Consider the following 26,841-nt stretch of genomic DNA (forward strand, 5'->3'; position numbering starts at 1 on the left):
AGTAATTATGACTCAGATAAACGTGAATAAGTTAATTGCTGACTACCCTTTAGTTCAGGACTTAATCAATTTAAAACACGTGGCATGGTTCAACCCTAACGCCACCACCACAGAAGCGGGTTTACCTTATGTGGGGCTCAGCCTTAGCGATGTTCAAGATGCCGAAGCGCGTTTAAACCGTTTTGCACCGTATTTGATGAAAGCGTTCCCAGAAACACAAGCTACTCAAGGGATTATCGAATCTGATGTCGTTGCAATCGCCAATATGCAAACCGCGCTCGAAGCGCGTTACCAAACGCCAATCACTGGGAAAATTTTATTAAAGAAAGATAGCCACTTGCCTATTTCTGGCTCTATCAAAGCGCGCGGGGGGATCTATGAAGTACTCACTCACGCCGAAAAACTAGCACTTGAGGCAGGGTTGTTATCCATTGATGATAATTATGAATTTCTATTTTCTGATAAATTCCGCCAATTTTTCAGCCAATATAGCATCGCGGTAGGCTCAACGGGTAACTTAGGGATGTCTATCGGCATCATGAGTGCCAAGTTAGGCTTTAGCGTCAGCGTGCATATGTCTGCGGATGCGCGCCAGTGGAAAAAAGACAAATTACGTTCACATGGCGTTAATGTCGTTGAATATGAACAAGATTACAGCATTGCTGTTGAACAAGGTCGTAAAGAAGCAGAGCAAGATCCAAATTGTTTCTTTATTGATGACGAAAACTCCACAACCCTATTTTTAGGTTATGCCGTCGCGGGGCTGCGTCTGAAAAAACAATTTGCGGAGCAAGGTATTATTGTTGATAAAGACCACCCACTGTTTGTCTACCTGCCTTGCGGTGTTGGCGGTGGCCCTGGCGGGGTTGCCTTTGGGTTAAAACTGGCATTTGGTGATGACGTACACTGCCTGTTCGCAGAACCGACGCATTCACCGTGCATGCTTTTGGGCGTCCATACTGGGTTACACGATGGTATTTCTGTACAGGAAATTGGTATTGATAATATTACAGCCGCAGATGGCCTTGCTGTAGGGCGAGCCTCTGGCTTTGTCGGCCGTGCGATGGAGCGGTTAATCGACGGGTACTACACCCTTGATGACCAAGACATGTATAACTTATTAGGGTTACTCAACAAAACAGAAGGCATCAAACTAGAACCCTCTGCTCTTGCAGGTATGACAGGCTGCGTGCATGTCACACAGAATACTGATTACCAGCAGTCTAAAGGCCTTAGTGCGCAGCAAATGGCGAATGCCGCTCACCTTGTTTGGGCAACGGGTGGCGGCATGGTACCGAGTGACGAAATGCAAAAATATTTAGCACAAGCCAAATTGAGTTAATCACTCTCCCCCCTTCAACACTGTGAAGGGGGATTTCCCCATTACTGCCCAGGCAGTGGCACTAAATCACTTTCAATATAACGTCTGACTAGCGTGGCTAATGCCACCAATGAATCCATGTGTGTTCTTTCCCAACCATGGGAACTGTCGAGTGCAAAACACGCTAATGCTGCGCGAATATCCCACCCAGCATCAATCGCCGCAGCACTGTCTGAACGGTAATGTTTGAACGTATCGCGAACATGGGGAATATCGTATTGCTGGCACAGCTGCAATAAATGACGGGTGATTGCCAAATCAAATGGCCCGGTTCTATCGCGAAACGCTAGCGTCAGTGAATCATCCCGCGTTGCTTGGTCGGGCCCTGAGACTGAGTTATCTATCGCCAATAACTCTTGCACTTGTGAGCCAAAACCATGGGTTCCACCAATGCCAACTTCCTCAGAAATCGTGAACATCATTTGGCAAGAAACCGCGGGTACAACGCCATCATCCACCAGCGATTTCAGGGCAGCTAACATGACGGCGCAGCCTGCTTTGTCATCCAAATGACGAGAAACAATAAAACCGTTATCAATGAATTCAGGTTGAGCATCTACCGCAACAATGTCTCCCACATTCAAACCGTGAGATTGCAGATCAGCAAGGTTATAGCAAGGAGCATCTAAGCGGATTTCGAGGTTATCCCAATCCGCCACTTGAGTGTCAACCTCTGTATTGAAACGATGCCCTGACGCTTTTAAAGGCAAAATTGTGCCGCGGTACTGATGGTTATCACTAAATACTGTCACCCTTGCGCCTTCTGCAAAACGCGCAGCCCATGTCCCCGTGTTACGTAACGCTAAGCGGCCGTTAGACTTTAACTGGGTGACCATGGCCCCCAAGGTATCCAAGTGAGCGGCCAGTGCACGTTTGGGTTCATCCCACCCTAATGTAATGTGCAGCACCCCACGACGCGTATACTGTGGCTTGAAGCCCAATTCGGTCAGCCATTGGTGAGTCTGCGCAACCGCTTTATCGGTCATGCCAACAGGGCTCGGGGTTTGTAACAATGTGCGTAATACATTCGCTAGATATACTGTGTCGATCATGATAATTACCTATCTTCACTTAAAAAACGTTCTTGTAAGGTGGCTTGTAGAGCCAACATGGCGTGTTCCGCATAATCCATGTGCGCTTCCATGACCGCTTGTACTTTTTGTGCATCTTTGCGGCGCAAGGCTTCGATCAATTGGTATTGGTATTCAATACCTTGGCGTCTATCAACGGGTTCAGGTTTCAAATAAATATCTTTACAGATGGCTAAATCTTTCAGTAACCGCTGAAGGAAATGACAAATAAATACTAAAAGCACGTTATCCGAATAGCTCGCGACAACCGTGTGGAAATCCAGCTCCGCCATCCGCTGCTGCCAACGCTCGTCTTCGTCAGCAGGTTCATGGTCGTAAATAGCGATGATTTCGTACAGTTTTTGAATGCCTGCATTATCGATTTTTTCCATCGCACTCACTGCCACAACAGGCTCCAACAATTTTCGCAATGTATAGATATCCTTGATGGAAATATCCCGCGTAAATAAATAGTTAGATAACAAGCTCATGGCACGAGATTCCGTCATTGAATCGATAAATGCACCGCCGCCTGGGCCTGTTTTTGTTTTTATCAGTCCTTGAACTTCAAGGGATTTTAACGCTTCCCTGACGGTACTTTTACTCGCGCTATAGCGCTCAATCAGGTCTTTTTCTTGGGGTAACCGATCACCGGGGCTGAGATTGTCCGCCATAATGGTTTCTTTAATGGCATTCACAATTTCATCTGTCCGTTTAATGCGAACCGGCTCAATTGCCGATGGCTTATCGATGCTCATAGTTGCTCTCAACAAGTTTTAATAGGTCCGAATACGTGGCGCACTCGATAATAGGTTTTGAGTATACGCATGTTCAGGAGCCGCAAATAGCTGACGGGTTTCACTGCACTCAAGCAAATCCCCTAAATACAGCACGGCAACTCTGTCAGCGATTGATTCCACGACGGCTAAATCATGGCTAATAAATAAATAGGAGAGTGAAAATTGCGCTTTTAACTCTTCCAGAAGCAGTAAAACTTGGGCTTGAACGGATACATCCAAAGCACTTACGGGCTCATCAAGCACCAATACCCGCGCATCAGCAGCAAGTGCCCTTGCTATCGCCAAGCGTTGAGCCTGCCCACCTGAAAACTCATGGGGATAGCAAGCCAGAGAATCCATTGGCATATTGACGGCTTCAAGCAATTCTACCAATCGATTAGTACGTTGTGATGGGGTCATGTGCTTTAAATATTTCAATGGAACCGATAAAGTTTCCCCAATGGTTTTTCGTGGATTTAACGATGCAACGGGGTCTTGAAAAACGTACTGAATCGCTTGTCCAAAGGCCTTAGCACCTTGCTTTTTCCACTGTGCCTTGCTTTGACCTAAAACCTGAATGTCCCCTGAGGTGGCATTTTCCAGTCCCACTAAAATACGGGCGAGCGTACTTTTCCCTGAGCCACTTTCGCCAACAACCGCCAATGTTTCCCCTTCATACAATGACAGTGAAATATTTTTCAGAGCATGGACTTCCCGCCCTTTGGGATGAAATAGGCTACGAGGCTGCCCAAATGTTTTCACTAGCTGATTCACTTCAATCACAGTATTCATGGTGCCTCCTGCGCTGCGTTTAGACTTTTATCATCGGTTTCATTACGATAAAGCGCTGCCACTTGCGTTAAAAATTGACGGCCTTCCCCCAATTTTGGAACACTGGCAATTAACCGTTGCGTGTAAGGGTGTTGCGGGTGCTGCAATACCGTTTGAGTCACGCCCGTTTCCACTATTTCCCCTTGCTGCATCACAGCAACCCGATCGCAAATTTGGTTAATCACGGCGAAATCATGGGTAATAAACAACAGTGCTACACCTCGTTCGCGGCGCAGTTTATTTAGTAATTCTAAAATTCTTGCTTGCACAGTCACATCCAGCGCCGTTGTCGGTTCATCCGCAATGATAAGCACGGGGTCGTTTGCCAGCGCCATGGCAATCCCCACCCGCTGACGTTGCCCACCTGATAACTCATGGGGATAAGCACTGAACCTATCAGCTGCATCAGGGATCCCCACGCTATCAAGGAGTTCAATGGCTTTCGCTTTTGCTACTTGGTTGGATAACGCTTGATGAGCGGTGATAGCCTCCTGAAGCTGTACGCCAATCGTAAACTGCGGATGCAGTGTCGTCAGTGGGTCTTGGAAAATATACGACACCCGTGCGCCACGTCGCCTTTGCATAATAGAAAGCGGCAAGGACAACATCTCTTCATGCTCCACATACACCCCACCCGCCGTAATCACCGCAGGAGGCGAAGCCAACAACCCCATAATGGACAGCGCGGTCACGCTCTTACCCGAACCACTTTCCCCTATGAGACCAAGGCACTCACCAGCACCAACAGTAAAACTAATCCCTTTGACAGTTGGACGTAGCTGGTGGCCTTGGCGAAATGCCACCGCAAGGTCTTTCACTTCCAGCACTGCCTGACTGCCTGCCGTTTTAGCTGGGATATTCACGCGATCTGTTTGGGTCATTGGCTGTGAACGGTGTAAAGCCCCTGATTTTAAACGCGGATCGAGAATATCACGCACGCCATCACCCAATAAGTTAAAGCTGATAACAATTAGGAAAATCATAATACCAGGCACTAAAGCGACATGAGGTGCCACAAACATTTGTGCACGACCTTGCCCTAGCATCGAACCAAGATCAGCATTCGGCGGTTGTGTACCTAGGCCTAAAAACGAAAGCCCTGCCGTTTCTAAAATCATCCAACCAATGGTCGTCGACATAGTGACCACGATAATTGGCAGTACATTAGGTAAAACTTCAGTTAATAACACCTGTAAATGATTTTTACCTGACAACCTTGCTGCTTGAATGAAATCTCTATCACGCAGCCCAACCGTTAACCCACGGATATTTCGTGCAAAAAAGGGAATATTGACTAAAGCAATCGCATATAACGCATTTAATAAGCCAGGCCCTAATACTGCGACAATGGCCAGTGCCAATAAAATATAAGGGAATGCCATAAGCATATCGATACAACGCATCAATACAGTATCTGTACGGTGACCAACATAACCTGCAATTAAGCCTATCAACGTCCCAAAAACGGCGGCAATAAGCGTGGCAGAGATCCCCACCATCAGTGATACTCTGGTTCCCCATAATAAACGCGATAAAATATCACGCCCCAAATGGTCGGTACCTAAAACATGCCCCGAAGAAAAAATAGGTAATAAGCGGTTCACGAGATTGGTTTCATCTGGGTCATCCAATGGTAACCAAGGCGCCAATAATGCCAGTAGTATGATGACCATTAAAATTACCAACCCAATCGTCGCAAGACGGTTCGCCAGCAATAGCGAGCCAATAGATTGTCGATGGCGATGTTGAATAATCGGTGTTGTCGTTTGGCTCATGATTTCAACCTCGGATCTAACATGGCTTGCAGGACATCAGCAAACAAATTGATAAACACATAAGACGCCGCTGCAATCAAGACGCCCCCTTGAACTAGGAATAAGTCTCGGGTTGCCACGGCTTTGACCAACATTGCACCTAGCCCTGGCCACTGAAAAACAGTTTCGATATACACCGCGCCACCAAACACAAAACCCGCTTGAATCCCAATAACGGGGATAACGGAAACCAGTGCCATACGAAAGGCATGACGGAAAATGACTTTACGCTCACTGAGCCCTTTGGCTCTCGCGGTTCGAATAAAATCGAGGCGTAAAACTTCTAGCATGGCTGTTCGTGTTAATCGGGCAATGACGCCAGTGGCAACAAGTGATAGCGTAATCACAGGTAATACAAGGTGATGCAATAAATCCCCTAAGCCACCACCTTGCCAAATATCGTACATCCCTGATGCAGGGAACCATTGCAGTTGAACGGAAAAAACCATAATCATCAATAACCCAATCCAGAAGGATGGCATTGAAATCCCTAATAAAACCGCTAAGGTAATGAATCTATCACTCCAACTAAACTGGCGAATAGCAGAAATGATCCCTGCCAATAAGCCCAACACGGAGCTCAATAATAAAGCGCTTCCTCCTAGGACTAAGGTCGCCGAAAAGCGTTCTAATACTTCATCAACGACGGGGCGGTTCAATACAAACGAGCGGCCAAAATCCCCCGATATTAAATTCTGCATCCAAATAAAATACTGCTGGTATAACGGTTTATCTAAACCAAGTTCCGCTTTTACACGCGCAACATTCTCAGGTGTCGCCCAAGGCCCAAGGAGCGCTTGAGCTGGGTCACCAGGGATCATCGCCATGATCAAAAAGACAATCAGCGTCAAACCAATCAATATGGGAATGGTCGCTAAAATGCGCTTTAAACAGTATAACCACATCATTTTTTCCCCATAAAATTAGTCTTTACGAACATTTTTAAGTAATAAATTAAAGTTCGGTTGTAATTTGAAGTTCTGAACATGCTCACTTGCCACGGCATTTTGCTTCCAGTTAGCGACAAATAACCAAGGTGCATCTTGATGAACAATTTTTTGCACTTGTTGATACAGTGCAGCACGCTCGTTAAGGTTATTGGTGACCCGCGCCTTATCCAGCAATGCATCAAGTTGTTTATTACTGTAATAACCTGAATTGAACCCGCCTTTATCAGGCCAAGAGGCAGAATGTAAGGTCAAGAAGGGCAATGTATCAGGATCATTAGTCATCCATGCCATCTCCGCCATATGCGCCTCTTTTAGCCCCGCATTGACTTTCGACAGATAGGTATTCCATTCAAAAGTTTGAATTTCCACCGATAACCCGACCGCTTTTAAATCCGCTTGGATTGCTGTTGCCATCGGAATAGGGTCTAACATGCCGGAACCCCCTTCGGTCACGTAAAAAACAATTTTCTGCCCTTCGGCCCCAGCCTCTTTTATAAGCTCGCGGGCTTTTTTCGGATCATAAGGATATGCTGAGGTTTCTTTATCAAATGCCCAATCGAATGCAGAAGGGATCGGGCCTTCCGCGACATCCGCAGAGTCTTGGAGAATATATTTAACAATATTTTGCTTATTCACTGCATAGTTCACCGCTTGGCGAACGCGCACATCATCAAACGGTGGTAATGAAGCATTTAACATGCTGTACCACACATGGGGGCCTGTTGCTTCGTATACCCGAAAGCGACTATCCCTTGCAAAAAGGGGAACATTATCCGCAGGGACTTCAACCATTGCATCGATGCCCCCAGACAACATCTCTGCTACGCGCGTATTGGCATCAGTGATTGGACGAAAAACCACGTATTTTAGGTTCGGTTTACCCTCCCAATAAGTGTCATTGGCTGACACAACCACTCGTTGGTTGGCTGTCCACTCATCAAATTTAAAAGGCCCTGTACCACTTGGGTGGCGACTAAAATCTTTACCGTATTGCTTAACTGCAGCAGGTGACACAATTAGCCCTGCGGGTGTCGCTAAATTCGACAAAAAAGGTGCAAAAGGTTCTTTTAACGTGAAAACCACAGTTAAATCATCGGGGGTATCAATCTTGTCGATAGCTGAAAAGAAAAACGACAGCGGAAATGGCCCAGTAAAATAGTAAGGGTGCTGATTATCCAACATGCGTTCAAATGTAAACTTCACGGCCTGCGCATTAAATGGGCTACCATCATGAAACCGAATATTGTCGCGTAACTGGAAAGTATAAGTTAGCCCATCATCACTGACGTTCCATGACTTTGCGAGCGCAGGTTCAAGCGTCAACGTACCATCCGCATTGCGTACCAACCCTTCATAGATATTGACTAAAATCCGTGAGTCATTCGCTGCCGTTGCCACTTGAGGGTCTAGAGATTGCGGCTCTGCAACCTGCCCTAACAGCAGCACATCACTATGTTTTGACGCCTGAGTCGGTAATGAAAACAAAGAGAGCAGCAAAACAGCTGCAATCCACCTACCTAAACGTATTCTCATACAACCTCCCCAGTGTTAACCGTGCTATGTGATATTTGAAATGTGATTTGTGTCAATTTTGTTAATTATTTTATCTTTTTCTTTATTTATGATGATAAATTATATTTCACGCAACAATTTATAATGATAAATTTGATCGATGTCTAATTTATGAGGTGTAAAATGACATTTTCAATTGTGGCGCGTTGTCCACAAACAGGGAAAATTGGTGCTGCAACGGCAACTGGCGGCCCTGCAGTGGGGGCGTTAGTCCTGCATGGTGCAAGTTATGCTGGCGCAATCGCCACACAAGCCATGACAAATCCCATTGCAGGTTTAAGGGGCATTGAGCACTTACAGCATGGCCTACTTGCCAGTTCATGCCTCAACAGATTGTTAACCGAAGATGAAGCCCCTGAACGACGGCAGTGGGTTATTATCGACCATGCTGGCAATAGTGCAGATTGGACTGGGCAAGCTTGTTTACCTTGGTGCGGGAGCTTGTCAGAAAAAAATGTTGCAATAGCGGGGAATATGTTAGTGGGTGAACAAGTCATTGATGCCATACACCAGTGCTACCAGAAGAACAGCAGTCTTGAGCTCGCCGATAGGCTATTACTCGCTATGCAAGCGGGCGCAAAATCAGGTGGAGATTATCGTGGCATACGTTCTGCCGCGCTAAAAATATGGAGTAACCGCCAATATGCCGATATTGACATACGCTGCGATTGGTCAGAGAACCCCTTAGCCGAACTGGGCATTATCCTCCAACAAGTTCGTTCCGAGGATTATGCTAACTTTTTTGCTCAAATTCCCACAGGAAATGAATATATCGCTAATAATTAACCTCAGTACGGTGTATATCCACTAATAAAGTAAAATAACTGAATGATATACACCCTATTATTAGATGGTTATTTTCCATCTAAGTGATAGGTGCTTAATATTTTTGTATTTTTGTCACAGGCAATTTTATAAATATACTATTAATTAATAGATTTATTAATAATATTTAATTAAACAATTCGTTCTTTTAATCCCACTATATTTATCTCGTCTATTTCATATTCTGATATATCTGATTATTCCCTCAAATAAACAACGCGTTGGTTTTATTTATTTTTCATCGTGAAATAAATCATTTTAAATCCTCCGGGTTATTACCCTCATCAACACCAGGCCATTCACCAATTAAAAATTCATTTAAAAACCATTATTTTTCATAATGATAGATTCAAAAGTGAATCAAAAAATAAAGTTAATACACTAAACCAGAGTATTGCCATTCAGAAAATGAAATCTGTCGTTTAATTCACCAAAAACTGAATGAAATTAGCGCAAGTATTTAATTAAAAAATTATTTTTATAATATATGATTAGATACATGACTTAACCTATATTTAGAATTTTGTTCTGTCATTCATTATTTTAATTTTTCACTGTATTAATACCAAAAAGCACAACTTAAGTACAATAATTAACTTTACACCCGTACACTTTTAATTACATTAACATTTCAAAATCATTAATTAGCCAATACATAAATTTGAATGATCTCCGACAAACCCTTTACAGCACTGAGCACACCAATTTACGTTCACATTCATTTCATCGACTTTTATTAACAAATGCTACCCCCACTTAACAATTTCAAAATATATGATAAGATCATCATCTCAATTTGAAATTATTTACTATATAAAAAACAAGATTGTTATTGAGGTTATAGATGAAAATCTCGAGAAGAAAGCTATTATTAGGGGTTGGTGCTGCTGGTGTTCTAGCAGGGGGTGCAACAGTTGTTCCGATGATCCGTCGTGAAGGCCGTTTCGAATCTACACCATCGCGCGTACCAGCTGTTGCTGGCACTGAAGGCAAATTACCTGAGTCTGCAGATGCAGTCATCATCGGTGCTGGCCTTCAAGGGATCATGACAGCCATTAACCTTGCTGAAAAAGGTCTGAATGTTGTTATTTGTGAAAAAGGCGTTGTCGGCGGTGAGCAATCAGGTCGTGCATATAGCCAAATCATCAGCTATAAAACCTCCCCAGCGATTTTCCCTTTACACCACTACGGAAAAATCCAATGGCTCGGTATGAACGAAAAAATCGGTGCTGATACTAGCTACCGTGTTCAAGGCCGTGTTGAAGTTCCTTCAAGCGAAGAAGATTTAGAAGTTTCAAGAGCTTGGATCAAAGCTGCTTCTGAAAACCCAGGTTTCGACACCCCATTACGTACCCGTATGATCGAAGGTACTGAGCTGGCAAATCGCCTGGTTGATGCTCAAACTCCATGGAAAATCGGTGGATTTGAAGAAGACTCAGGTAGCCTTGACCCAGAAACCGTCACCCCAGCAATGGCGAACTACGCAAAATCAATCGGTATTCGTATCTATACCAATTGTGCAGTACGTGGCATTGAAACAGCGGGCGGTAAAATTTCTGATGTTGTGACTGAAAAAGGCGCTATCAAAACCTCTCGCGTCGTTCTGACTGGTGGTATTTGGTCTCGCCTGTTTATGGGTAACTTAGGTGTTGATGTTCCAACATTGAACGTTTATCTGTCACAACAACGTATTTCAGGCGTTCCGGGCGCACCGAAAGGCAACGTCCACTTACCTAACGGTATTCACTTCCGTGAACAAGCAGATGGTACCTACGCGGTTGCACCACGTATCTTTACCAGCTCTATCGTTAAAGATAGCTTCTTGTTAGGCCCAAGATTCCTACACGTATTAGGCGGCGGAGAATTACCATTAGAATTCTCTATTGGTAAAGACTTATTTAACTCCTTCATGATGTCGACATCTTGGAATTTAGATGAGAAAACACCATTTGAAGAATTCCGTACTGCAACCAATACACCAAACAACGAACACTTAGATGGCGTTCTGGAAAGACTGAGAAAAGAATTCCCAGTATTTAAAGAGTCTAAAGTCGTTGAACGTTGGGGTGGTACCGTTGCGCCAACAGATGATGAAATTCCAATTATTTCAACAGTCGAACAGTACCCAGGTTTAGTCATCAATACCGCAACAGGTTGGGGTATGACTGAAAGTCCTGCGTCTGGTCGCTTAACGGCTGAATTGTTAATGGGTGAAACACCATTTATCGATCCAACGCCGTACAAACTTTCTCGTTTTAACTAATAAGCGAAAAAGTCGCGTTTTTTTTTACTGGGATCTATCAGACAATGGAATTAGGCTAAACTAAAAGCTGGCCTTAAGTGAAACTGATAGTTCCCGTTTACTTTGATAATGTTAAGGAGTTTACATGCGCTATAAAACTTTATTGCTTTCTCTGCCTTTGATTTTAGGTGTAGCAAGTGCAAATGCAGCTGAAGATGTTAAACGCGTTCCTGTGAAAGGATTCCCTATCTCTGAATCAGTAGAAATCAGCGCGGGCAACCTTATTTTCCTAAGCGGAAAAGTTCCTTCTAAAATCTCTGCAGATGCAAAAGAAGGCGTTTTAGAGTCTTACGGTAATACCGAAGCACAAACTATCAACGTGTTAAAACAAATCCAAGCTAACCTTGAAGGTATGGGTTTGACTATGAACGACGTTGTTAAAATGCAAGTATTCTTAGTTGGTGGTGAAGAAACTCAAGGCACTATGGACTTTGCTGGCTTTATGGCTGGTTACAACAAGTTCTATGAGTCTGAGAAAGTGACTAACCTGCCAGCTCGTTCAACTTTCCAAGTCGCTAAACTGGCTAACCCAGCTTGGAGAGTGGAAATTGAAGTAACAGCGGTTCGTCCTGCTACGAAAAAATAAGTTATTCTAACGAATAGCGAATCGATAATGGGGCATAGCAATATGCCTCGTTATATTTTCTCTCTTCCCCCTTCCCTCGCAATACTTTTTCATTGTCTTTCACAGACTGTCATTATGATTTGCGCTATTTTATTGTTTTAATAAAACCATGTTATGCTTCTATGGCGAATAAACATGTCAAAAAGCATAAAAAGTTCCCGTAAAGGCGTAATATGATTAAAGAATCTCTCAAGATCCACGGAAAAAAACAGTTTGAAATCAAACAAAAAGTTTTGTTTCCACGTAAATCTAAAGAGATCCGCTATCAAGTTGAAACGTTTTTCTTCTTGCCTTCCTCATTGCAAGTTAATCCAGACCTTTATACTGCATCAAACCTCCAGCGTAGCCTCAAAAATTATATTCGCCTTAGCCCACCTACGGTAAAACTCTCCACCTTATCTGAGGAAAATGGGGAGTTAAACGAGTTAAGACGTTGGTTGGAACAGTGTGACCCGTTGAGCCCGCCTTCTCTAGACGAATATGAGAATAAGCTCAAGCGCTATGCACTCACCATCAAAAGAACAGTACGTATTAATGTCAAAATGGTGAGCCAAAACCCGCAACGGCAAACCGCGGAATACCTGACAGATCTCATGGCCGATATAGGGAAATGCCTAAACGCATACCGTGCATTGCTTCCTCTCGCAACAAACATAGAAGAAGTCATTCACTCCAATGCTTTTTCCTATTGCGATGAATTTATGACTTACTACACCATTAATTACTTACGTGATTTATTGGCAGATAAACAGATACCATTGCGCGAAGAAATACGTCACTTTTGGTACCAAGAGATGCGTTACTTGAAGAAAAACTATCCTGACTGTTTTCCAAGTGATGAAACAGACATTGAGTTAGTGACCTATCGACGCAATTTATTGAAAAAGTATATTAATCGCTATCTCTATTTAGAAATTCGTCATAAACGCGGTTTACCCCTGCTGCTGCACTCTATTTATGGTATTGCAGCCGCAATTTCGATGATCTTTGCCACCCTGATTGCGTTCCTTTGGCAGGGAAAATACGGCGCTTTAAGTGCCAACCTCTTTTTAGCAATGGTCATTGGCTATATTTTCAAAGATAGGCTAAAAGAAATTGGCCGAGAACAACTGTATCGAGTGTTCCAAAAATGGATCCCTGATCGCCAACTGCGCATTTACCGTGAAGGTGTTAAGGCCCCTGTTGGGGTCTGTAAAGAATCTTTTCGGTTTATCAGTGAGTCTATGCTATCCCCCGATATTCGTGAAATGCGTCAGCAATCCCACTGGGTGAATTTGGTCAATGTGCAGCGCATGGAAGATATTTTGTATTACCGAAAGGATGTTCTGCTGCATAACCGCCAAGCAGTATTCGAAAAAAATCAATCTTCGATAGCGGATATCACCCGCTTTAATATTTCAGATTTTTTAAAATACATCGATATTAGCTATGAAGAATTAACGGTGAATGACGAAGAACCCGCCATGATTGGCGAAAAGGTCTATCATATTTACCTATGCCGCCGAGTCACCATCAGCAAGAAAACCTATAATGAGCTAGCGCGTTTGGTGGTCAATGCAGATGGAATTAAACGCTTAGAAGTGATTCAATCATTGGATTTACTGACAACCGATGACGATATTGAGATTTCACCGTCGTAGTTTTATGGCTTTTATCCCCTTAACACAAAACACAACCTAAATTAGGACGAAAATTTAATTTTCTAAATCATTCGCATTGTGGCTAGGCGGCAAAATGAGGATAGCTTGGGGAGCATACATAAGTATGTGACCCGAGTAGCCGAATGAAGCCAACACCGCCACAGCGCGAAGGATGACGAAAATTGGGCGCATACAAAAGTATGTGACTAGGGTTAGTAAGCGTAGCCAACGCAGCTACAGCCTAAATTAGGACGAAAATTTCATTTTCTAAATCATTCGCGTTGTGGCTAGGCGGCAAAATGAGGATAGCTTGGGGAGCATACATAAGTATGTGACCCAAGTAGCCGAATGAAGCCAACACCGCCACAGCGCGAAGGATGACGAAAATTTAGTAATAGAGGGCGATAAACTGCTTATCAACCTGCTTAATCTCAACTGGCGTATCAAAAATATCCTCAATAATATCAGACTTCATGATATCTTCGGGCTTGCCATGATAAGACAAACGGCCATTTCTTAATGCGACAATGTAGTCTGAATATACGGATGCGAAGTTGATATCGTGGATCACTAAAATAATCGTTTTACCCAGCTCATCTGCGGCGCGGCGCAATAACTTCATCATGATCACTGCGTGTTTCATGTCGAGATTATTTAAGGGCTCATCCAGTAGAACGTATTCGGTATCTTGACACAGAACCATTGCCACATAAGCACGCTGGCGTTGCCCACCAGAAAGCTCATCTAAATAGCGGTGACGTAGATCAGATAAATTTAGAAATGATAGTGATTCATCAATTTTCTGTTTATCTTCAAGGTTTAAACGCCCTTTAGTGTAGGGATAACGCCCAAACCCCACAAGCTCTTCTACTGTTAAACGGCTCGCAAACTGGTTTTCTTGGCGCAAGACGGATAAACATTTGGCTAACTTATCACTTGGCGTTGTCGAAACATCTAATTCATTGACCTTTACATGACCGCCTTCATCGGGTGTTAACAAACGGCCTATAATCGACAGTAAGGTGGATTTACCTGCCCCATTGGGCCCAATAATCGAAGTGATACCGCTATTTTTAATGGTTGTTGTGACGTTATCTAAGACTTTAGTATCCTGATAACTTTTCGATATCTGACTAATTTCAATCATACTAAAACCTTCTTAACACCATATAAATAAAGAATATTCCGCCAACAAACTCAATAACAACGGACAAGGTTCCCGCCATATTTAAGCCGTATTCAAGGACGAGTTGCCCGCCAATCAGCGCTATCACACCTAACAAGAAAGACACGGGTAATAAATAGCGGTGCTGGCTACTCCCACTGATAAAGTAAGCTAGGTTTGCCACCATCAGTCCTAAGAAGGTTAAAGGCCCAACCAAGGCGGTTGAGATAGCGACTAAGATGGAAATCAGTAGTAAAATAACCGTGACTTGTTGGCGATAATTAATCCCTAAATTAACAGCATTGGCCTGCCCTAATGCCAAGACATCAAAGCAATAACGCATCCGCCACAAGAGAACGCCAACGACAACAGTAATAAGCAAGGTAAAGAAGATAAGCTCTGGTGTACCTCGCGTGAACGTTGCAAACATGCGGCTTTGTAAAATGGAAAACTCGTTGGGATCCATTAGACGCTGGAGTAATGTGGCCACACTGCGAAATAACGTGCCTAAAATGATACCGACCATCAATACCAAGTTGATATTCATTTTCACAGAGACAAATAACCAGCGATAAAGCAGAACCGAAAACAGTACAAGCAAAGTCGATTCCAACAGGAACTTACCGATATTGAGTAACCATGAAGCAGGGAAGCTGTCGGTATAAAAAATAAAGACGGTTTGCAACAAGACAAACAAAGCCTCAAGCCCCATGATTGATGGCGTCAATATTTTATTATTTGCGATGGTTTGGAACAATACTGTCGATACCCCCGCTGCAAACGCCACAACAATCATGGTCAACACAATATAACCACGATGCGGTAGAATATACGCAAGGTTATTGCCTAAGTTGATTGTCATATAAAGCACAATGGATAGCAGCGATAAGGCCAACAATATCCATATTCTTTGCAGTGGCGTTAACCCTTTTTTAGGTTTTGCTAACGCAATTGCGGAGTTAACTTTTTGCATAACGTTGTTGCTTCAACAATAAATATAAGAAAATAACAGCGCCAACCACACCTAGAATCACACTTGCAGGGATTTCAAATGGATAGCGGATCAAACGCCCAATAATGTCGCACAATAAAACTAAACCACCACCCGCAATACATATCCACGGAATGGTTTTGCGAATGTTATCCCCCATCACTAAGCTCACAAGATTTGGAATAATTAAGCCTAGGAAAGGTAACGCACCAACCACAACGACCACGACACCGCTAATCAGCGCGATAATGGATAAGCCGATGGTCATGACTTTACGATAATTGAGCCCCACATTAATGGAAAATTCACGGCCCATACCCGCAACAGTAAAACTATCTGCAATCCAGCAGGCGATTAACGTGAGAATACCCACCAGCCAAAGTAATTCATATCGACCTTGAATAATGCTAGAAAAGTCGCCGCTCATCCATGCCCCAAGGGACTGAAGTAAATCAAAATAATAGGCTGTAAAGATAGTTAACGCGCTAATCACCGCACCTAACATGATACCCACTAATGGCACTATCAACGCTGATTTTAAAATGACACGGCGTAATAACAGCATAAACAGCATCGTGCCAATCAGGGCAAAGCCACTTGCAACGACCATTTTGGTCATAATACTTGCCGCTGGGAACAGGATCATCACGACCAGTAAGCCTAAACTTGCAGACTGTGTCGTACCCGCAAGCGAGGGCTCAACGAAGCGGTTTTGGGTGAGTAATTGCATGATAAGCCCTGCAACACTCATGGCGCTGCCGGCTAGAATTAGGGAGACGGTTCGGGGAATTCGGCTAATAAAAAAGATGTCTTGCATCTCTGGGTCGGTGAAAAGCGAAACGGGTGACACGTCACCCGCTCCTACAAACAAGCTTAATACCGCTAAAACCAATAACGCGATAATTCCACAAAAAAGATAAAGCGTTTTCATTGGTTATTTTGCTTGGCTCTTCTCTAATGCGTTATTGATATCATCCATTAATTTGGAATAGGTCTGGATACCGCCTGAGATGTATACCGCTGTTGGGTCAAGGTATGTAATCTGGCCTTTTTCCCATGCTGCTGTTTTTCTCACTAATGCGTTATCAAGTACTTCCGCTGCAGGTTGTGCATCTGCTTTACCAATCGCGCTATCACGGTCAATCACAAACAGCCAGTCTGGGTTTAATTTTACCAGTAATTCCGCATTGACGATGTTACCGTGACGACCCGTGTTTTCTTCAAAGACATACGCCGGCTCGAAACCTAACACATCAAAAATAAAGCCAAAACGTGAACCTGGGCCATAGGCAGAAATTTTACCGCCACTGACTAAAATCACCATCGCTTTACCCGCAGTTGGGGCTTTAGTTTTAATACCGTCAATTTTGGTATTGAAATCAGCAATCAGTTTTTTTGCTTCTTCTTCTTTACCAAACAGGGCACCAAGCTCATTAGTACGCTCAGTTAAGCTACCGATAAAGTTTTTGTTATCGATATCTAAAGAAATCGTTGGAGCAACGCCGCTCAATTTATCATATGCGTCACGAGCACGACTACCACCTAAAATCAGGTCAGGTTTTGCGTTACTTAATGTTTCATAAGCAGGTTCAAACAGCGTTCCGCCATTCACATACTCAGAGCCACTGTATTTCGTTAAGAATTCAGGAAAACGTACGTTGGTTTGTGGAACCCCTGCGACAGGTGCACCTAATGCATCCATGATGTCCAGAGTTTCCATATTCATGACAATCACTTTTTGTGGATGGCGAGGAATTTCAGTTTTGCCTTGTACATGTTCAATTGTAATGGTTTGTTTCTCTGCCGCTTGGGTTGTTTCTGGCGTTTCTTTTGCGTTATCGCAACCCGCCAAAACTAAAGCGGATAATAAGGCAAGACCTGAAACTAATGATTTTGCAAACATCTCATTTCCTCCATCCATCTATAAAAGTACTGACGATAAAATGTCAACGTCTCGAAGAGGGGGTATCTTACACGTTATTAAGCGCTAATGATATTAGTTTGCATTTGCATTTGCCAAAAAGGTGTTAGAACGCACAAAATCACCAATTCTATAAATGGATATCAATCAAAATAAAGTGTAGGAAAGAAATATTAGAAAGGAAATCATTGAAATGAGGGATAATTAACGCCCTAAATACAGGGCAAAAATAAATAGGCTGAGTCTTCAACTACATTTGCATTCTGGCAGCTCAATTATAACGAATGACAGAAATTATAATCCCAGCCTATTTATCATTAATACCAATTTAAACGCTCATCAATGAATGTCATCTAGTCGCCCATTTTCAATGAGTTGGGAACTAATATCTTCGAGAAACCAATCAATTGGTGTTTCCATCAAAAATGAAAGTTTAAATAAATGAAACAGGTCAATTTTGATCTTCCCTCTTTCATAACGAGAGATTTGTTGCTGGCTTACGCCTAGCAGTTGAGCCAGTTGAAAACCCGTATAACCGAGCTCTCTGCGTTTCTCTAAGATCCTTTGACCGACCATATAATGGATTTTTTCACTACCGTTTTCTGAATACATATTTTCACCATTTATTAAGGTACAGTTAGAATAAGGGCTGCCGCGCCTTCAAATGTGCCAGGTTGAACACGACCATTCGTCCCTAATACGGCTTTCAGGTTGACGGTATTTGTTCCCCCAGCAGGTACATAAAATTTATAACCCGCCTCTCCTGGCGTGTTATTCGCCCCTAAAAATAAGTTGGCATATAAACTACCATCTGGCTTTAAGTTAACCCGACCATTTGTAACGTTAACCCCTGTTGCGACAACCAGCACATCCATCGCTAGATTACATGTTACAGTGATGGGGACTTCTTTTGCTTGCCCTGCGAGATCAGCTTCACTAATTGCACCAAAGTTGATATCTGGGATACTGTTATTGATCTTACAGGCACCAATTGGTGGAGGTGCAATACCACATAATGAGCCAGGGATTAACCCTCCACTATTTGTCACGCCTGTCGTCGCTTGATAAAATAATCCCACACACTCTTGGTTATTCTGTAACCTAACACCTGTGTGTACAGCCCATTGTGTTGCAGGAGCCAGTGCTTTAGTCATCACTCCAGGGATGTTCTGAACCTCTCTCATCGTCCGGTACTTAGAAATTTCAGCAATATTTACTGTTGCCGCACCAGGCGTCCCATTCGCCGTATGTTTATGGCTAATGGTGAGGTAACATTGAGCCCAACCATAGCAAGGGTTCATCACACTGGGTGATTCAGGATCCCAACGTGCTATAACATATTTATAATCTGCATCCCCGTTATTAGGGTTATTCCCTGGCCTTGACTCCGTGATATAGGAGAATATGGATGCCGATGCAGAAGATGAAAACATGACTGCACCAATTAATAGAGATAAGAAAACTTTCATATTAGTTCACAGCCTTATTATTCATAATCTAATTTAAATGTGGCCACTGCACTGTATGGCCCCACTTTAATTGTCTTGTTCTTAATCGCTTCAGGCTCACCTTTTAAATAGGCATAAAAGCGCAGTTGGTTAGCCCCATTTTGTAGTGTGATCTTCGCGCCTTTTTTTTCGATATCGAGCGCTGTTTTATCACTATTTTGCAGTCCCACAGCAAAACCCGATGCCACACTGCTTGTTGAAAGCGCTAAAAAACCAGGTAATGCGAGGTTTGGCGTTCCTGAGAAAGTCACCTCAACAGATTTACCAATTGTGGTATCACAGTCTGCTAATTTAATCGCAAACTCCCTCGGTACCGTTTCGCCATAGGCATAAAAATTCTTTTCTGGCGTATCAAAAAAATCCATCGGGATATTTTCATCACCAGGTAAAATTGTGCAGGGTTCTTCCACTAAGTTACCGATAATTTTTAAGTTATCTGGTACAGCAAAAGCCGCATTCACATTTATAAATAAAGCACCAGCAACTGCACATTGAATTAATTTGTTCATTATTGGTACTCCGCGAGCAATGTCCCTGTTGCGGTAAAGCTTCCTTCTGGCAACGTAATACCTGGTTTCTTCACAGGCACCACCGCGAGAACAGGCGCTTGCCCATAAACAATTTTCATTGGTTTATTAATTTCAAAACCAAGGCCATTTTGTGTAATGCGCATGCCAAGGTCTTGAATATTGGTTTGCAGAGCGGCTTTGTCAAAATCAGTTGCCGTCCCCTTAATAGTGAGTATCAAATCCCAACCTTTTAAATTCGCATCACATTTCAACGCATAATTAATCGGTTTAGTGAAGTTAGTACCATCAATTTTATGTAAGCCAATATCTTTATAATCAATAACTTCCACTTTATCTTCAAATACAGTACACGGAGGTGGTATTAATAAAGTGCCGGTAAATTCCACGTCATCAGCAATAGCCATACCCGTAGGTATAACTAACAAACTCATTACCAGAGGAAGTTTTTTTATGAATTTTTGCATTGTTCTTCCCCTTATTGATAATCAAGTTTGATAGTGACACCTGCACGAAAAGCACCACCTTGTGTCAATGTTTTCGATAAATCGCGAACAGGTATCGCTTCAAATTGAGGTGCATTGGGATAAACAAACTTAATTTCTTGATTTAAGCGAAGTTTGTTTCCGTTATAACGAAACGCAATACCTAAGCCAGGAATATCCGTTTCAACTGCCCCCGAATCAAAAGATATTGGGATCCCAACAAGGGTCATTTTCATTTGTTCAGTAGGTCTTTTATCGCACTTTATATTGTAATTAACAGGCTTAGCATAAGCAGAGCCATCAATCCGCGTGCTCATGATTTCTTGAAAGTCCACCTTGACAATATTACCGTTATTAATGACGCAAGGTGGTGGTGCTAAAACAACGCCTTTAATCGGAACGGTCACCATACCAGGAGTTATCGTTGCCCTTGTTCCCGCTGAAGGGCTAATACGTGAGTCTGGCAGCCCTGCATATGAAGCTGACGTTGAAAATATTCCAGCAAGGCAGAATGCCAGCAGGTACCTCTGCTTATTTAAATCACTCATAATCCACCTTAAAGTCCATTACAGCGCTGAAACTTCCTTCCGTTAGTTTTTCGGGGGTTCTCACTGGCGTGACAAAATATTGAAGAGTACCCTGTGGAGCGTCAAGAAACTGAGGACGCCCTTGGCTTCCAAGCCGAATATCGCCTCTTTGCGCATCAGTGACTTCTAATGCCAAACCAGAGACACCTTTAACACTCAACATTTCAGGGAAATGTTTATCTGATACCGCAACAAAAGAAACGGTTATCACAGGTTGCATCGCATCCCAAATTGGCGTATCGGTTCGAATGTCTCTCATTCGGCTTGCTGTGCGAATGCAATGCCTAAATTCTAATTCGAATGAGACAGGCTCAGCTCTATCACCAGGCTTACGGAGTGAAGATGAAGGGATCTCCCCTAGAGACACTTCTTGGCGCATTGAATTAGTCACATCCATAGTACAAGCTGCTTCTGTCATCATGCCATTTACTGTCAAAGTTCCATGTAAACCCTCTATATCCCAACTATCTGCGCTGCTAGTAAACACAGGCGCGACGCTGAATATAATAGCGCTAAACAGGAGAGTCCTTTTCATACATTATTCTCCGTTATCTATCCGTCGAAGATTCAACTTTACATGTTGTGCCTGCACAGCCGAACGTTAATTTTGGCCTTCCGCCGTAGTCATTGATATACGTTAGAACTGGTTTTGCACCCATTAAACTTGCACTGCCTTTTAGCATTCCATTACTTTTTGGCGAAATCATCACTGGCTCAAATTGTTTAACCGTATCACCACCCACTTTTGAACTGGCATCCACAATGGTGACAAAATAAGCCGTTGGATTATTGACGACATAAGCATCACCTTTGCGCGTTAACGTAATTTTTTCCTGCCATGGGTTTTCGAGGTCAGTACGTGTGGCATATAGCGCTTTTGGTCGATAAAACAACTTAATGCGTGTCTGCAGTGCAATTTGCAATACGTTAGCTTCTTTACTACGTGGTGGAATTTCACGTAAGTTAAAGTAGTAAACACTTTCTCTATCTTGTGGCAATGCAGATACATCAGGGAGCGATTGAATCTTAACTTGGCTACTTTCACCTGCTTCTACGCGTTGAACTGGCGGTAAAACCGTTAATGGACTTTCAATTTTGTTACCATTCTCATCTTCAATCCAACCTTGCGCAAGATAAGGCAATTCAGTGTTTTCGTTTTTAATATTTAAGCTGATAGTCTTATCCGCACCATTATAAATGACACGGGTTCTATCCAGTGCAATGGCAGCTAATGCTTGGCCACACAGCACGGTCGATAACGTAATTGTTGTCGTAAAAAACGCAATTTTTTTAATATTCATAAATACCAACTCTTTTTAAACTCTAATAACCCGGTTTACTCGGTATAATCGATAATTTGAGTGAGATCCGGTGGCTTCAATAACCAACGCTGACTAGGTGCGACTCCCTGCTGAATTGGCGCTGGCTTATAAACTGGCGCTGTTTTCCCCACTGGCACCGCTTTTGCTGGCACGTAACCAGGCTTGGCATTCGGGCTGTTAGTACAAGGTAATAACAGGGAATTAAACTCTGCTGTGCTAATATTTTCAGGAATCTGAATCTTACATTGCACGCTACCATCCCAATAAACATCCAACACTTCATTTGGGTTCACACCTGAGATATACACAGAGCCATTATCCGTGACGATACCTAACTCTCTGTTTTTCTCATTTCGTACTGTTGCACCAAATGGTGGATAGCTACCATCTGCAAGCGCAAGCCTAACCATCGTTTTTATCCCTGATAACACTTCAAACTCACGGTAAGCGACGGCACCTTCTGTCAGTGTAATTGGCTGAGATGTTCGAACGGCTTCCACATTGTCTGGCAAATTAGTCACATCAATTCGCGTACTGGTACGGTAATAGTCACTGATATCCGCAACGACAGCTTTACCGAACATATTAGTTTCTGTATTTGGCCCAAAACCTTGAATAGGCACGTTCCCCACACCTTCTGTACTCACCATGACTCGGCTTCCACCTGGTGTATTGATACGGTGTAATGCAGCACCGTGGCCTGTTACAGTTGCACCACCCTGTAATGAGAATGCTGCTGAAGATGTATCACCATTGATATAGCTAGTACTCGCTGTCATCGTTGCCAAATCAGCATAACGCGTGTAGAAGCCATCGATAGTTCCACGACCACGACTACTCAAGCCTGTTCCAACACGATAATTTGTCTTATCATCAATGGCGTCAAAATAGCTGACAGTGTGTGAGTTACCGTCTTTTGTGATCATGTTGTTGTAGCTTATGGACGCTCTATCCGCCCAAGGCACAGACAGGTTCATGTATAACCCATCATCATTGTTTTTATTATCAAATTTGTTACGAAATGCCGTGAGACTTAAGTTAATATTTTTAAAACGACCAAGATCAAAATATTTAGCAACGGAAAGGTTGTAACGTTTTGCTGCTGGTTTATTCCAATATGTTTCATGGTTATAGTTCAGATATGCCGTCAGATCTGCAGTTGTAAAGTATTTATTAAACGTAATGGTGTATAACTCTTTACTGTTATCAAACTCTACACCTCTGTAGCGACGATCTAAGTATTGATTCATACTCATAAAGTCACGCTCAGAGAATCGGTAACCTGCGAACGTCACTTGGCTATCATAATCTTCGAAACGTTTTGAATAACTTAAACGATACGATGCACCCGTATAAATTTTGTTATCCGTTTTTAGTTTTGCGCGTGATTCAGTCACGTCGAATGAGATAGCACCGAAGGCTAGCAAATCTCGACCAACACCAAGTGATAATGCGTTATAGTCACCTGCTGCAAGTCCACCACCAAATAATGACCAACCGTTAGAGATACCCCAGCTGAATTCGCCCATGACGAACCCTTGCCCTTCGGTTTTATGATCCATATTATTTGGGCGACCACCCGCAACTTTGAAAAGCACTGAACCAGGTCGAGTCAAATACGGTATTGATGCAGTATTCATCTGGAATTCTTGTACTGAGCCATCTTGTTCTTCAACCCGTACATCTAACTTACCATTCACTGCATCACTTAAATCTTGGATACGAAAAGGCCCTGGTGCGACTTGGGTTTCGTAAATCACTCGCCCTTGCTGAGTCACAATGACTTTTGCATTTGTCCTTGCAACACCTGTAACTTCAGGTGCGTAACCACGTAAGTTTGGCGGCAGCATTCTCTCATCAGAGATCAAACTTGCCCCCATATAACGGAATGAATCAAACAGTCCTGAACGCAAAAACTGCTCACCCATTGTCAGCTTTGCATTTAGCTCTTTTACAGCTCGATAAGCGTAATATTGGCTCCAATCCCAACGACGGTCTGTAGATTGCCCATTAGTGCGATTATAACTTGCTTGCCAATCTGCTCTAAAGCGCCATGCACCTAAGTTAAAGCCAGTTGTTCCATTCCCTGTTAATGATTGGGTATTGGCTGAATCTGCAGGTCTTGTGATGTTAGCATTCAAGTTATAGTCAAAAAGTAAGGCAGGTACACCTTCGTCCCAGCGGGATGGCGGATCCCAATTATCAGAAGTAAACTCAATATAAGCCTGTGGTACAGTCAACGTGACAGTTTCTTTAGCCAACGAGCCAACTATTGTCATTCCAGGAATACTTTCAGGAATTAAACATTGCCCTTTGCTATCAAACTGAACCTTTTTTTTCCACTCGTCTCGTAAAGCAATGCTATCGACAATATTTGCCGTCAAACATGGCGTAGTGATACTAGGGTCATTAGGATCAGCGATATACTCAATATCAAAGCTATCAGCGAGGTCTCGGTTATTTAAATTAACCTTAAATGGATATTTCCCTGGCATCACATAGCCAGCACGAGAGAACTCATTTAAAGAAATATTGCTTTTATCCTGAAGATCTAAAACATCGGTATTAAACTCAATACTATCATTATTCGCATTAGCTAAATTTATATGAGCAATTGCAATGAACACCATAGCCGCTACAGGTGTTAAAAAATAACTTACTGAGTTATTAGATACTTTATTTTTACTTTTTAATAACAGAGCCATAATAGTCCCTTAGTAATAACTCAGTAATAATCCATCTTAAAACGGATAGTGGTCTGATAGTTTCCTGGCTTTAAACGTTTATTATTAGGCACAACACGCACGTTATAGTGAAGTGTTGTTTCACCTGCTTTGATAGGCAAATCAGGCATCGCCTTACCAGGTATTGCAACATTTCCATCAGCATCAGAAATTTTTACTGACAATCCATTTGCATGACCGAAAACATCAAAATTGCGGCCATCTGTCGGACCATCAAATGTAATATTGAAAGTTTGCCAATTAGGAGTTCCAGGCGTTACCGGTGTTAGAACACAATTAATAAGACGTATCGAGAAATTACGAACTGGGCTTTCTCTATCATGAATTATTTGACTAACAGGCACAGTAGTTATGCTTACTGATTGATCTCGGCTATCTGCATCAATTGCACAGGGGGTTTCGATAATTGAACCACCCATTGTGACGGTTCCTTCGAATGGACCTTGTGCCCGAGAAATTTGATTTTGAGCACTAACTATTGGGGCAAACATTATTCCTGAAAGCACCATGACAATTGTGCCAAAGTGATTCATAACGACTCCATTTCAACTTAATGAGCAATTTCAATTCATTAAAATTAGTGCCCATACATCCTTGTACGGGCGGTACCAATTACTGGTAGCTCAGAGCAAATGTTGCGATTGCATCAAATTCACCCGGAACAGCAGGTTTGTTTGTTGCGTCTGCATCACCTTGTAAGAATGCAGTGAAGCGCAGTGTGTTAGCACCAGTAAACAGAGTTTGAGATGGAGATTTAGCGCCTAAATCAATTTTGTCGCCATTAACGTCAGTGATAACGATACCCGCATTTTTAGCTGTACCAGCGATAGCTAAACCACCATTAACAGAAGTACTTGGCGTACCTGTGAATGTAGTTTGTACAGTTTTCAGAGTAGTGATATCACACTGTTCTAACTCAATATTGAAAGGACGAGCAACACTTTTACCGCCGCCGTTTAATGCTGAAGTTGCGATAGCACCCATCTTAACTTCAAATGCTTCAGAACCTGGTGGGATTGAGCAAGGAGCATCAATGATTGAACCTTTAAAAGTTACAGTACCAGAACCTTGGTTTGCAGAAGCTGAACCAGCAACAACAGCCAGACCTAAACCTAATACTAAAGCAAGTTTATTTAATTTCATTTTATACATTTCCATTAGATAAAAAAGACGACACAAATTAAAATAACGAGTTATTATTAATCTGATTATTTTAATTTTTTCTTAAAATATGTTCGGTTAGTAAACATTAAAAATTGACATGCTAACTATCCCTAATTCATTAGACTCCGCTAATAAACCAGATAATTAAACAATGTATCAATGCGAAGCCATTATTATATCTCATTTTAATTATGTCAAATTATAGAGATAATAAACAATCCAGAGGGTAAGCTTGTGAAATATATAAAATAATTAAAAAAACACAACCATTGAATACTCCAATATAGGATAATTAAGTAACCACATCTCAATTTAAATAGACTTTTTTTAATAAAAAACCACAAAATAACCCCATCCTTCAATAATAAAGTTTTTTATACTCATAAAACGGGTTCTTATTAGTGAAAAAAAATGACAAAAGATGAAATATGACCAAAACCTAGAAATAAATAATAAAAAAAACATTTAACCATGTTTTTATTTTAATAAGAAACATCTTAATTTTAAACATTAAATAATTTCACAATGTTTCCAGCCTTACTTCCTGTTACACATTAAACGTGTTAATAATAAATAAATAAACATTTTATTACAATAAGTTATGCGATACTTCCCATATCTGTCTCTTATACACATCT

25 protein-coding genes are annotated in these 26,841 nt (G+C 42.3%); 5 read left to right on the plus strand and 20 right to left on the minus strand.

Annotated elements, in window-relative coordinates:
- The first annotated feature begins 7 nt into the window (after window positions 1-7).
- Window positions 8-1,342, plus strand: coding sequence for a D-serine ammonia-lyase (gene dsdA, locus KDJ85_RS04615; RefSeq protein ID WP_225818656.1), 1,335 nt, complete (start codon window positions 8-10; stop codon window positions 1,340-1,342).
- 41 nt (window positions 1,343-1,383) lie between these two features.
- Here the strand turns inward: dsdA and KDJ85_RS04620 are convergent, their stop codons facing one another.
- From KDJ85_RS04620 to KDJ85_RS04645, 6 genes are read right to left on the minus strand one after another with little or no spacing between them, the layout of a single operon-like run.
- Complete coding sequence (locus KDJ85_RS04620) at window positions 1,384-2,433, minus strand: osmoprotectant NAGGN system M42 family peptidase (RefSeq protein WP_225818657.1); 1,050 nt, start codon at window positions 2,431-2,433, stop codon at window positions 1,384-1,386.
- A gap of 5 nt (window positions 2,434-2,438) precedes the next feature.
- Window positions 2,439-3,209, minus strand: a complete 771-nt coding sequence (locus KDJ85_RS04625) for a FadR/GntR family transcriptional regulator (RefSeq protein ID WP_225818658.1) — start codon at window positions 3,207-3,209, stop codon at window positions 2,439-2,441.
- 18 nt (window positions 3,210-3,227) lie between these two features.
- Entirely contained in the window at window positions 3,228-4,022 is a 795-nt protein-coding gene (locus KDJ85_RS04630; protein ID WP_225818659.1) for an ATP-binding cassette domain-containing protein, read from the minus strand.
- Window positions 4,019-5,836 carry a dipeptide/oligopeptide/nickel ABC transporter permease/ATP-binding protein gene (locus KDJ85_RS04635; RefSeq protein ID WP_225818660.1) on the minus strand — a complete coding sequence of 606 codons (1,818 nt, stop codon included), beginning with the start codon at window positions 5,834-5,836 and terminating at the stop codon, window positions 4,019-4,021. Before KDJ85_RS04635 ends, KDJ85_RS04630 begins: the two co-directional genes overlap by 4 nt.
- Window positions 5,833-6,780, minus strand: coding sequence for an ABC transporter permease (locus KDJ85_RS04640; RefSeq protein ID WP_338050579.1), 948 nt, complete (start codon window positions 6,778-6,780; stop codon window positions 5,833-5,835). Before KDJ85_RS04640 ends, KDJ85_RS04635 begins: the two co-directional genes overlap by 4 nt.
- A gap of 18 nt (window positions 6,781-6,798) precedes the next feature.
- Window positions 6,799-8,358 carry an ABC transporter substrate-binding protein gene (locus KDJ85_RS04645; RefSeq protein ID WP_225818662.1) on the minus strand — a complete coding sequence of 520 codons (1,560 nt, stop codon included), beginning with the start codon at window positions 8,356-8,358 and terminating at the stop codon, window positions 6,799-6,801.
- 162 nt (window positions 8,359-8,520) lie between these two features.
- Between KDJ85_RS04645 and KDJ85_RS04650 the strand changes: the two genes are divergently transcribed.
- The 4 genes from KDJ85_RS04650 (at window position 8,521) to KDJ85_RS04665 (ending at window position 13,789) form a co-directional block, all read left to right on the plus strand.
- The gene (locus tag KDJ85_RS04650; RefSeq protein WP_225818663.1) at window positions 8,521-9,183 is read left to right on the plus strand and encodes a DUF1028 domain-containing protein; all 663 of its coding nucleotides are present in this window, start codon (window positions 8,521-8,523) and stop codon (window positions 9,181-9,183) included.
- Window positions 9,184-10,066: 883 nt separating this feature from the next.
- Window positions 10,067-11,485 (plus strand): NAD(P)/FAD-dependent oxidoreductase, encoded by a 1,419-nt coding sequence (locus KDJ85_RS04655; protein WP_206083381.1) that lies wholly within the window; start codon window positions 10,067-10,069, stop codon window positions 11,483-11,485.
- 124 nt (window positions 11,486-11,609) lie between these two features.
- Window positions 11,610-12,110, plus strand: a complete 501-nt coding sequence (locus KDJ85_RS04660; protein ID WP_225818664.1) for a RidA family protein — start codon at window positions 11,610-11,612, stop codon at window positions 12,108-12,110.
- A gap of 212 nt (window positions 12,111-12,322) precedes the next feature.
- Window positions 12,323-13,789, plus strand: coding sequence for a hypothetical protein (locus KDJ85_RS04665; protein ID WP_225818665.1), 1,467 nt, complete (start codon window positions 12,323-12,325; stop codon window positions 13,787-13,789).
- 388 nt (window positions 13,790-14,177) lie between these two features.
- Here KDJ85_RS04665 and KDJ85_RS04670 read toward each other — a convergent pair whose 3' ends face one another.
- From KDJ85_RS04670 to KDJ85_RS04735, 14 genes are all read right to left on the minus strand, one after another.
- Window positions 14,178-14,936: an iron ABC transporter ATP-binding protein gene (locus KDJ85_RS04670; protein WP_225818666.1), complete on the minus strand. Its 759-nt coding sequence runs from the start codon at window positions 14,934-14,936 to the stop codon at window positions 14,178-14,180.
- Between the two features lies 1 nt (window position 14,937).
- Window positions 14,938-15,927, minus strand: coding sequence for an iron chelate uptake ABC transporter family permease subunit (locus tag KDJ85_RS04675; RefSeq protein ID WP_047757179.1), 990 nt, complete (start codon window positions 15,925-15,927; stop codon window positions 14,938-14,940).
- Complete coding sequence (locus tag KDJ85_RS04680; RefSeq protein ID WP_047757178.1) at window positions 15,914-16,876, minus strand: ABC transporter permease; 963 nt, start codon at window positions 16,874-16,876, stop codon at window positions 15,914-15,916. Before KDJ85_RS04680 ends, KDJ85_RS04675 begins: the two co-directional genes overlap by 14 nt.
- A gap of 3 nt (window positions 16,877-16,879) precedes the next feature.
- The gene (locus KDJ85_RS04685) at window positions 16,880-17,848 is read right to left on the minus strand and encodes a siderophore ABC transporter substrate-binding protein (RefSeq protein ID WP_206083376.1); all 969 of its coding nucleotides are present in this window, start codon (window positions 17,846-17,848) and stop codon (window positions 16,880-16,882) included.
- A 357-nt stretch (window positions 17,849-18,205) separates the two neighbouring features.
- Complete coding sequence (locus KDJ85_RS04690; RefSeq protein WP_206083375.1) at window positions 18,206-18,478, minus strand: helix-turn-helix domain-containing protein; 273 nt, start codon at window positions 18,476-18,478, stop codon at window positions 18,206-18,208.
- A gap of 14 nt (window positions 18,479-18,492) precedes the next feature.
- Window positions 18,493-19,335 (minus strand): MrpH family fimbial adhesin, encoded by an 843-nt coding sequence (locus KDJ85_RS04695; RefSeq protein WP_225818667.1) that lies wholly within the window; start codon window positions 19,333-19,335, stop codon window positions 18,493-18,495.
- 17 nt (window positions 19,336-19,352) lie between these two features.
- The gene (locus KDJ85_RS04700; protein ID WP_206083373.1) at window positions 19,353-19,883 is read right to left on the minus strand and encodes a fimbrial protein; all 531 of its coding nucleotides are present in this window, start codon (window positions 19,881-19,883) and stop codon (window positions 19,353-19,355) included.
- Window positions 19,883-20,368, minus strand: coding sequence for a fimbrial protein (locus KDJ85_RS04705; protein WP_225818668.1), 486 nt, complete (start codon window positions 20,366-20,368; stop codon window positions 19,883-19,885). The genes KDJ85_RS04700 and KDJ85_RS04705 overlap by 1 nt, the downstream gene beginning before the upstream one ends.
- A gap of 11 nt (window positions 20,369-20,379) precedes the next feature.
- Window positions 20,380-20,934, minus strand: a complete 555-nt coding sequence (locus tag KDJ85_RS04710) for a fimbrial protein (protein ID WP_206083372.1) — start codon at window positions 20,932-20,934, stop codon at window positions 20,380-20,382.
- On the minus strand, window positions 20,927-21,508 hold the full coding sequence (locus KDJ85_RS04715; RefSeq protein WP_225818669.1) for a fimbrial protein: 582 nt from the start codon (window positions 21,506-21,508) through the stop codon (window positions 20,927-20,929). The genes KDJ85_RS04710 and KDJ85_RS04715 overlap by 8 nt, the downstream gene beginning before the upstream one ends.
- Window positions 21,509-21,521: 13 nt before the next feature.
- Window positions 21,522-22,274, minus strand: a complete 753-nt coding sequence (locus KDJ85_RS04720; protein ID WP_225818670.1) for a fimbria/pilus periplasmic chaperone — start codon at window positions 22,272-22,274, stop codon at window positions 21,522-21,524.
- A gap of 35 nt (window positions 22,275-22,309) precedes the next feature.
- Window positions 22,310-25,000: an outer membrane usher protein gene (locus tag KDJ85_RS04725; RefSeq protein ID WP_225818671.1), complete on the minus strand. Its 2,691-nt coding sequence runs from the start codon at window positions 24,998-25,000 to the stop codon at window positions 22,310-22,312.
- A gap of 20 nt (window positions 25,001-25,020) precedes the next feature.
- Complete coding sequence (locus tag KDJ85_RS04730; protein ID WP_225818672.1) at window positions 25,021-25,572, minus strand: fimbrial protein; 552 nt, start codon at window positions 25,570-25,572, stop codon at window positions 25,021-25,023.
- Between the two features lie 79 nt (window positions 25,573-25,651).
- On the minus strand, window positions 25,652-26,182 hold the full coding sequence (locus KDJ85_RS04735) for a fimbrial protein (RefSeq protein WP_206083367.1): 531 nt from the start codon (window positions 26,180-26,182) through the stop codon (window positions 25,652-25,654).
- Between the last annotated feature and the right edge of the window lie 659 nt (window positions 26,183-26,841).

It is taken from the genome of Providencia vermicola (assembly GCF_020381325.1).
Taxonomy (GTDB): domain Bacteria; phylum Pseudomonadota; class Gammaproteobacteria; order Enterobacterales; family Enterobacteriaceae; genus Providencia; species Providencia vermicola.

What these genes read in the sequence shown, in the direction of transcription:
- dsdA (WP_225818656.1), top strand. Translation starts at nt 8, where the DNA reads ATGACTCAGATAAACGTGAATAAGTTAATTGCTGACTACCCTTTAGTT.
- KDJ85_RS04620 (WP_225818657.1), bottom strand. Translation starts at nt 2,433, where the DNA reads ATGATCGACACAGTATATCTAGCGAATGTATTACGCACATTGTTACAA.
- KDJ85_RS04625 (WP_225818658.1), bottom strand. Translation starts at nt 3,209, where the DNA reads ATGAGCATCGATAAGCCATCGGCAATTGAGCCGGTTCGCATTAAACGG.
- KDJ85_RS04630 (WP_225818659.1), bottom strand. Translation starts at nt 4,022, where the DNA reads ATGAATACTGTGATTGAAGTGAATCAGCTAGTGAAAACATTTGGGCAG.
- KDJ85_RS04635 (WP_225818660.1), bottom strand. Translation starts at nt 5,836, where the DNA reads ATGAGCCAAACGACAACACCGATTATTCAACATCGCCATCGACAATCT.
- KDJ85_RS04640 (WP_338050579.1), bottom strand. Translation starts at nt 6,780, where the DNA reads ATGTGGTTATACTGTTTAAAGCGCATTTTAGCGACCATTCCCATATTG.
- KDJ85_RS04645 (WP_225818662.1), bottom strand. Translation starts at nt 8,358, where the DNA reads ATGAGAATACGTTTAGGTAGGTGGATTGCAGCTGTTTTGCTGCTCTCT.
- KDJ85_RS04650 (WP_225818663.1), top strand. Translation starts at nt 8,521, where the DNA reads ATGACATTTTCAATTGTGGCGCGTTGTCCACAAACAGGGAAAATTGGT.
- KDJ85_RS04655 (WP_206083381.1), top strand. Translation starts at nt 10,067, where the DNA reads ATGAAAATCTCGAGAAGAAAGCTATTATTAGGGGTTGGTGCTGCTGGT.
- KDJ85_RS04660 (WP_225818664.1), top strand. Translation starts at nt 11,610, where the DNA reads ATGCGCTATAAAACTTTATTGCTTTCTCTGCCTTTGATTTTAGGTGTA.
- KDJ85_RS04665 (WP_225818665.1), top strand. Translation starts at nt 12,323, where the DNA reads ATGATTAAAGAATCTCTCAAGATCCACGGAAAAAAACAGTTTGAAATC.
- KDJ85_RS04670 (WP_225818666.1), bottom strand. Translation starts at nt 14,936, where the DNA reads ATGATTGAAATTAGTCAGATATCGAAAAGTTATCAGGATACTAAAGTC.
- KDJ85_RS04675 (WP_047757179.1), bottom strand. Translation starts at nt 15,927, where the DNA reads ATGCAAAAAGTTAACTCCGCAATTGCGTTAGCAAAACCTAAAAAAGGG.
- KDJ85_RS04680 (WP_047757178.1), bottom strand. Translation starts at nt 16,876, where the DNA reads ATGAAAACGCTTTATCTTTTTTGTGGAATTATCGCGTTATTGGTTTTA.
- KDJ85_RS04685 (WP_206083376.1), bottom strand. Translation starts at nt 17,848, where the DNA reads ATGTTTGCAAAATCATTAGTTTCAGGTCTTGCCTTATTATCCGCTTTA.
- KDJ85_RS04690 (WP_206083375.1), bottom strand. Translation starts at nt 18,478, where the DNA reads ATGTATTCAGAAAACGGTAGTGAAAAAATCCATTATATGGTCGGTCAA.
- KDJ85_RS04695 (WP_225818667.1), bottom strand. Translation starts at nt 19,335, where the DNA reads ATGAAAGTTTTCTTATCTCTATTAATTGGTGCAGTCATGTTTTCATCT.
- KDJ85_RS04700 (WP_206083373.1), bottom strand. Translation starts at nt 19,883, where the DNA reads ATGAACAAATTAATTCAATGTGCAGTTGCTGGTGCTTTATTTATAAAT.
- KDJ85_RS04705 (WP_225818668.1), bottom strand. Translation starts at nt 20,368, where the DNA reads ATGCAAAAATTCATAAAAAAACTTCCTCTGGTAATGAGTTTGTTAGTT.
- KDJ85_RS04710 (WP_206083372.1), bottom strand. Translation starts at nt 20,934, where the DNA reads ATGAGTGATTTAAATAAGCAGAGGTACCTGCTGGCATTCTGCCTTGCT.
- KDJ85_RS04715 (WP_225818669.1), bottom strand. Translation starts at nt 21,508, where the DNA reads ATGAAAAGGACTCTCCTGTTTAGCGCTATTATATTCAGCGTCGCGCCT.
- KDJ85_RS04720 (WP_225818670.1), bottom strand. Translation starts at nt 22,274, where the DNA reads ATGAATATTAAAAAAATTGCGTTTTTTACGACAACAATTACGTTATCG.
- KDJ85_RS04725 (WP_225818671.1), bottom strand. Translation starts at nt 25,000, where the DNA reads ATGGCTCTGTTATTAAAAAGTAAAAATAAAGTATCTAATAACTCAGTA.
- KDJ85_RS04730 (WP_225818672.1), bottom strand. Translation starts at nt 25,572, where the DNA reads ATGAATCACTTTGGCACAATTGTCATGGTGCTTTCAGGAATAATGTTT.
- KDJ85_RS04735 (WP_206083367.1), bottom strand. Translation starts at nt 26,182, where the DNA reads ATGAAATTAAATAAACTTGCTTTAGTATTAGGTTTAGGTCTGGCTGTT.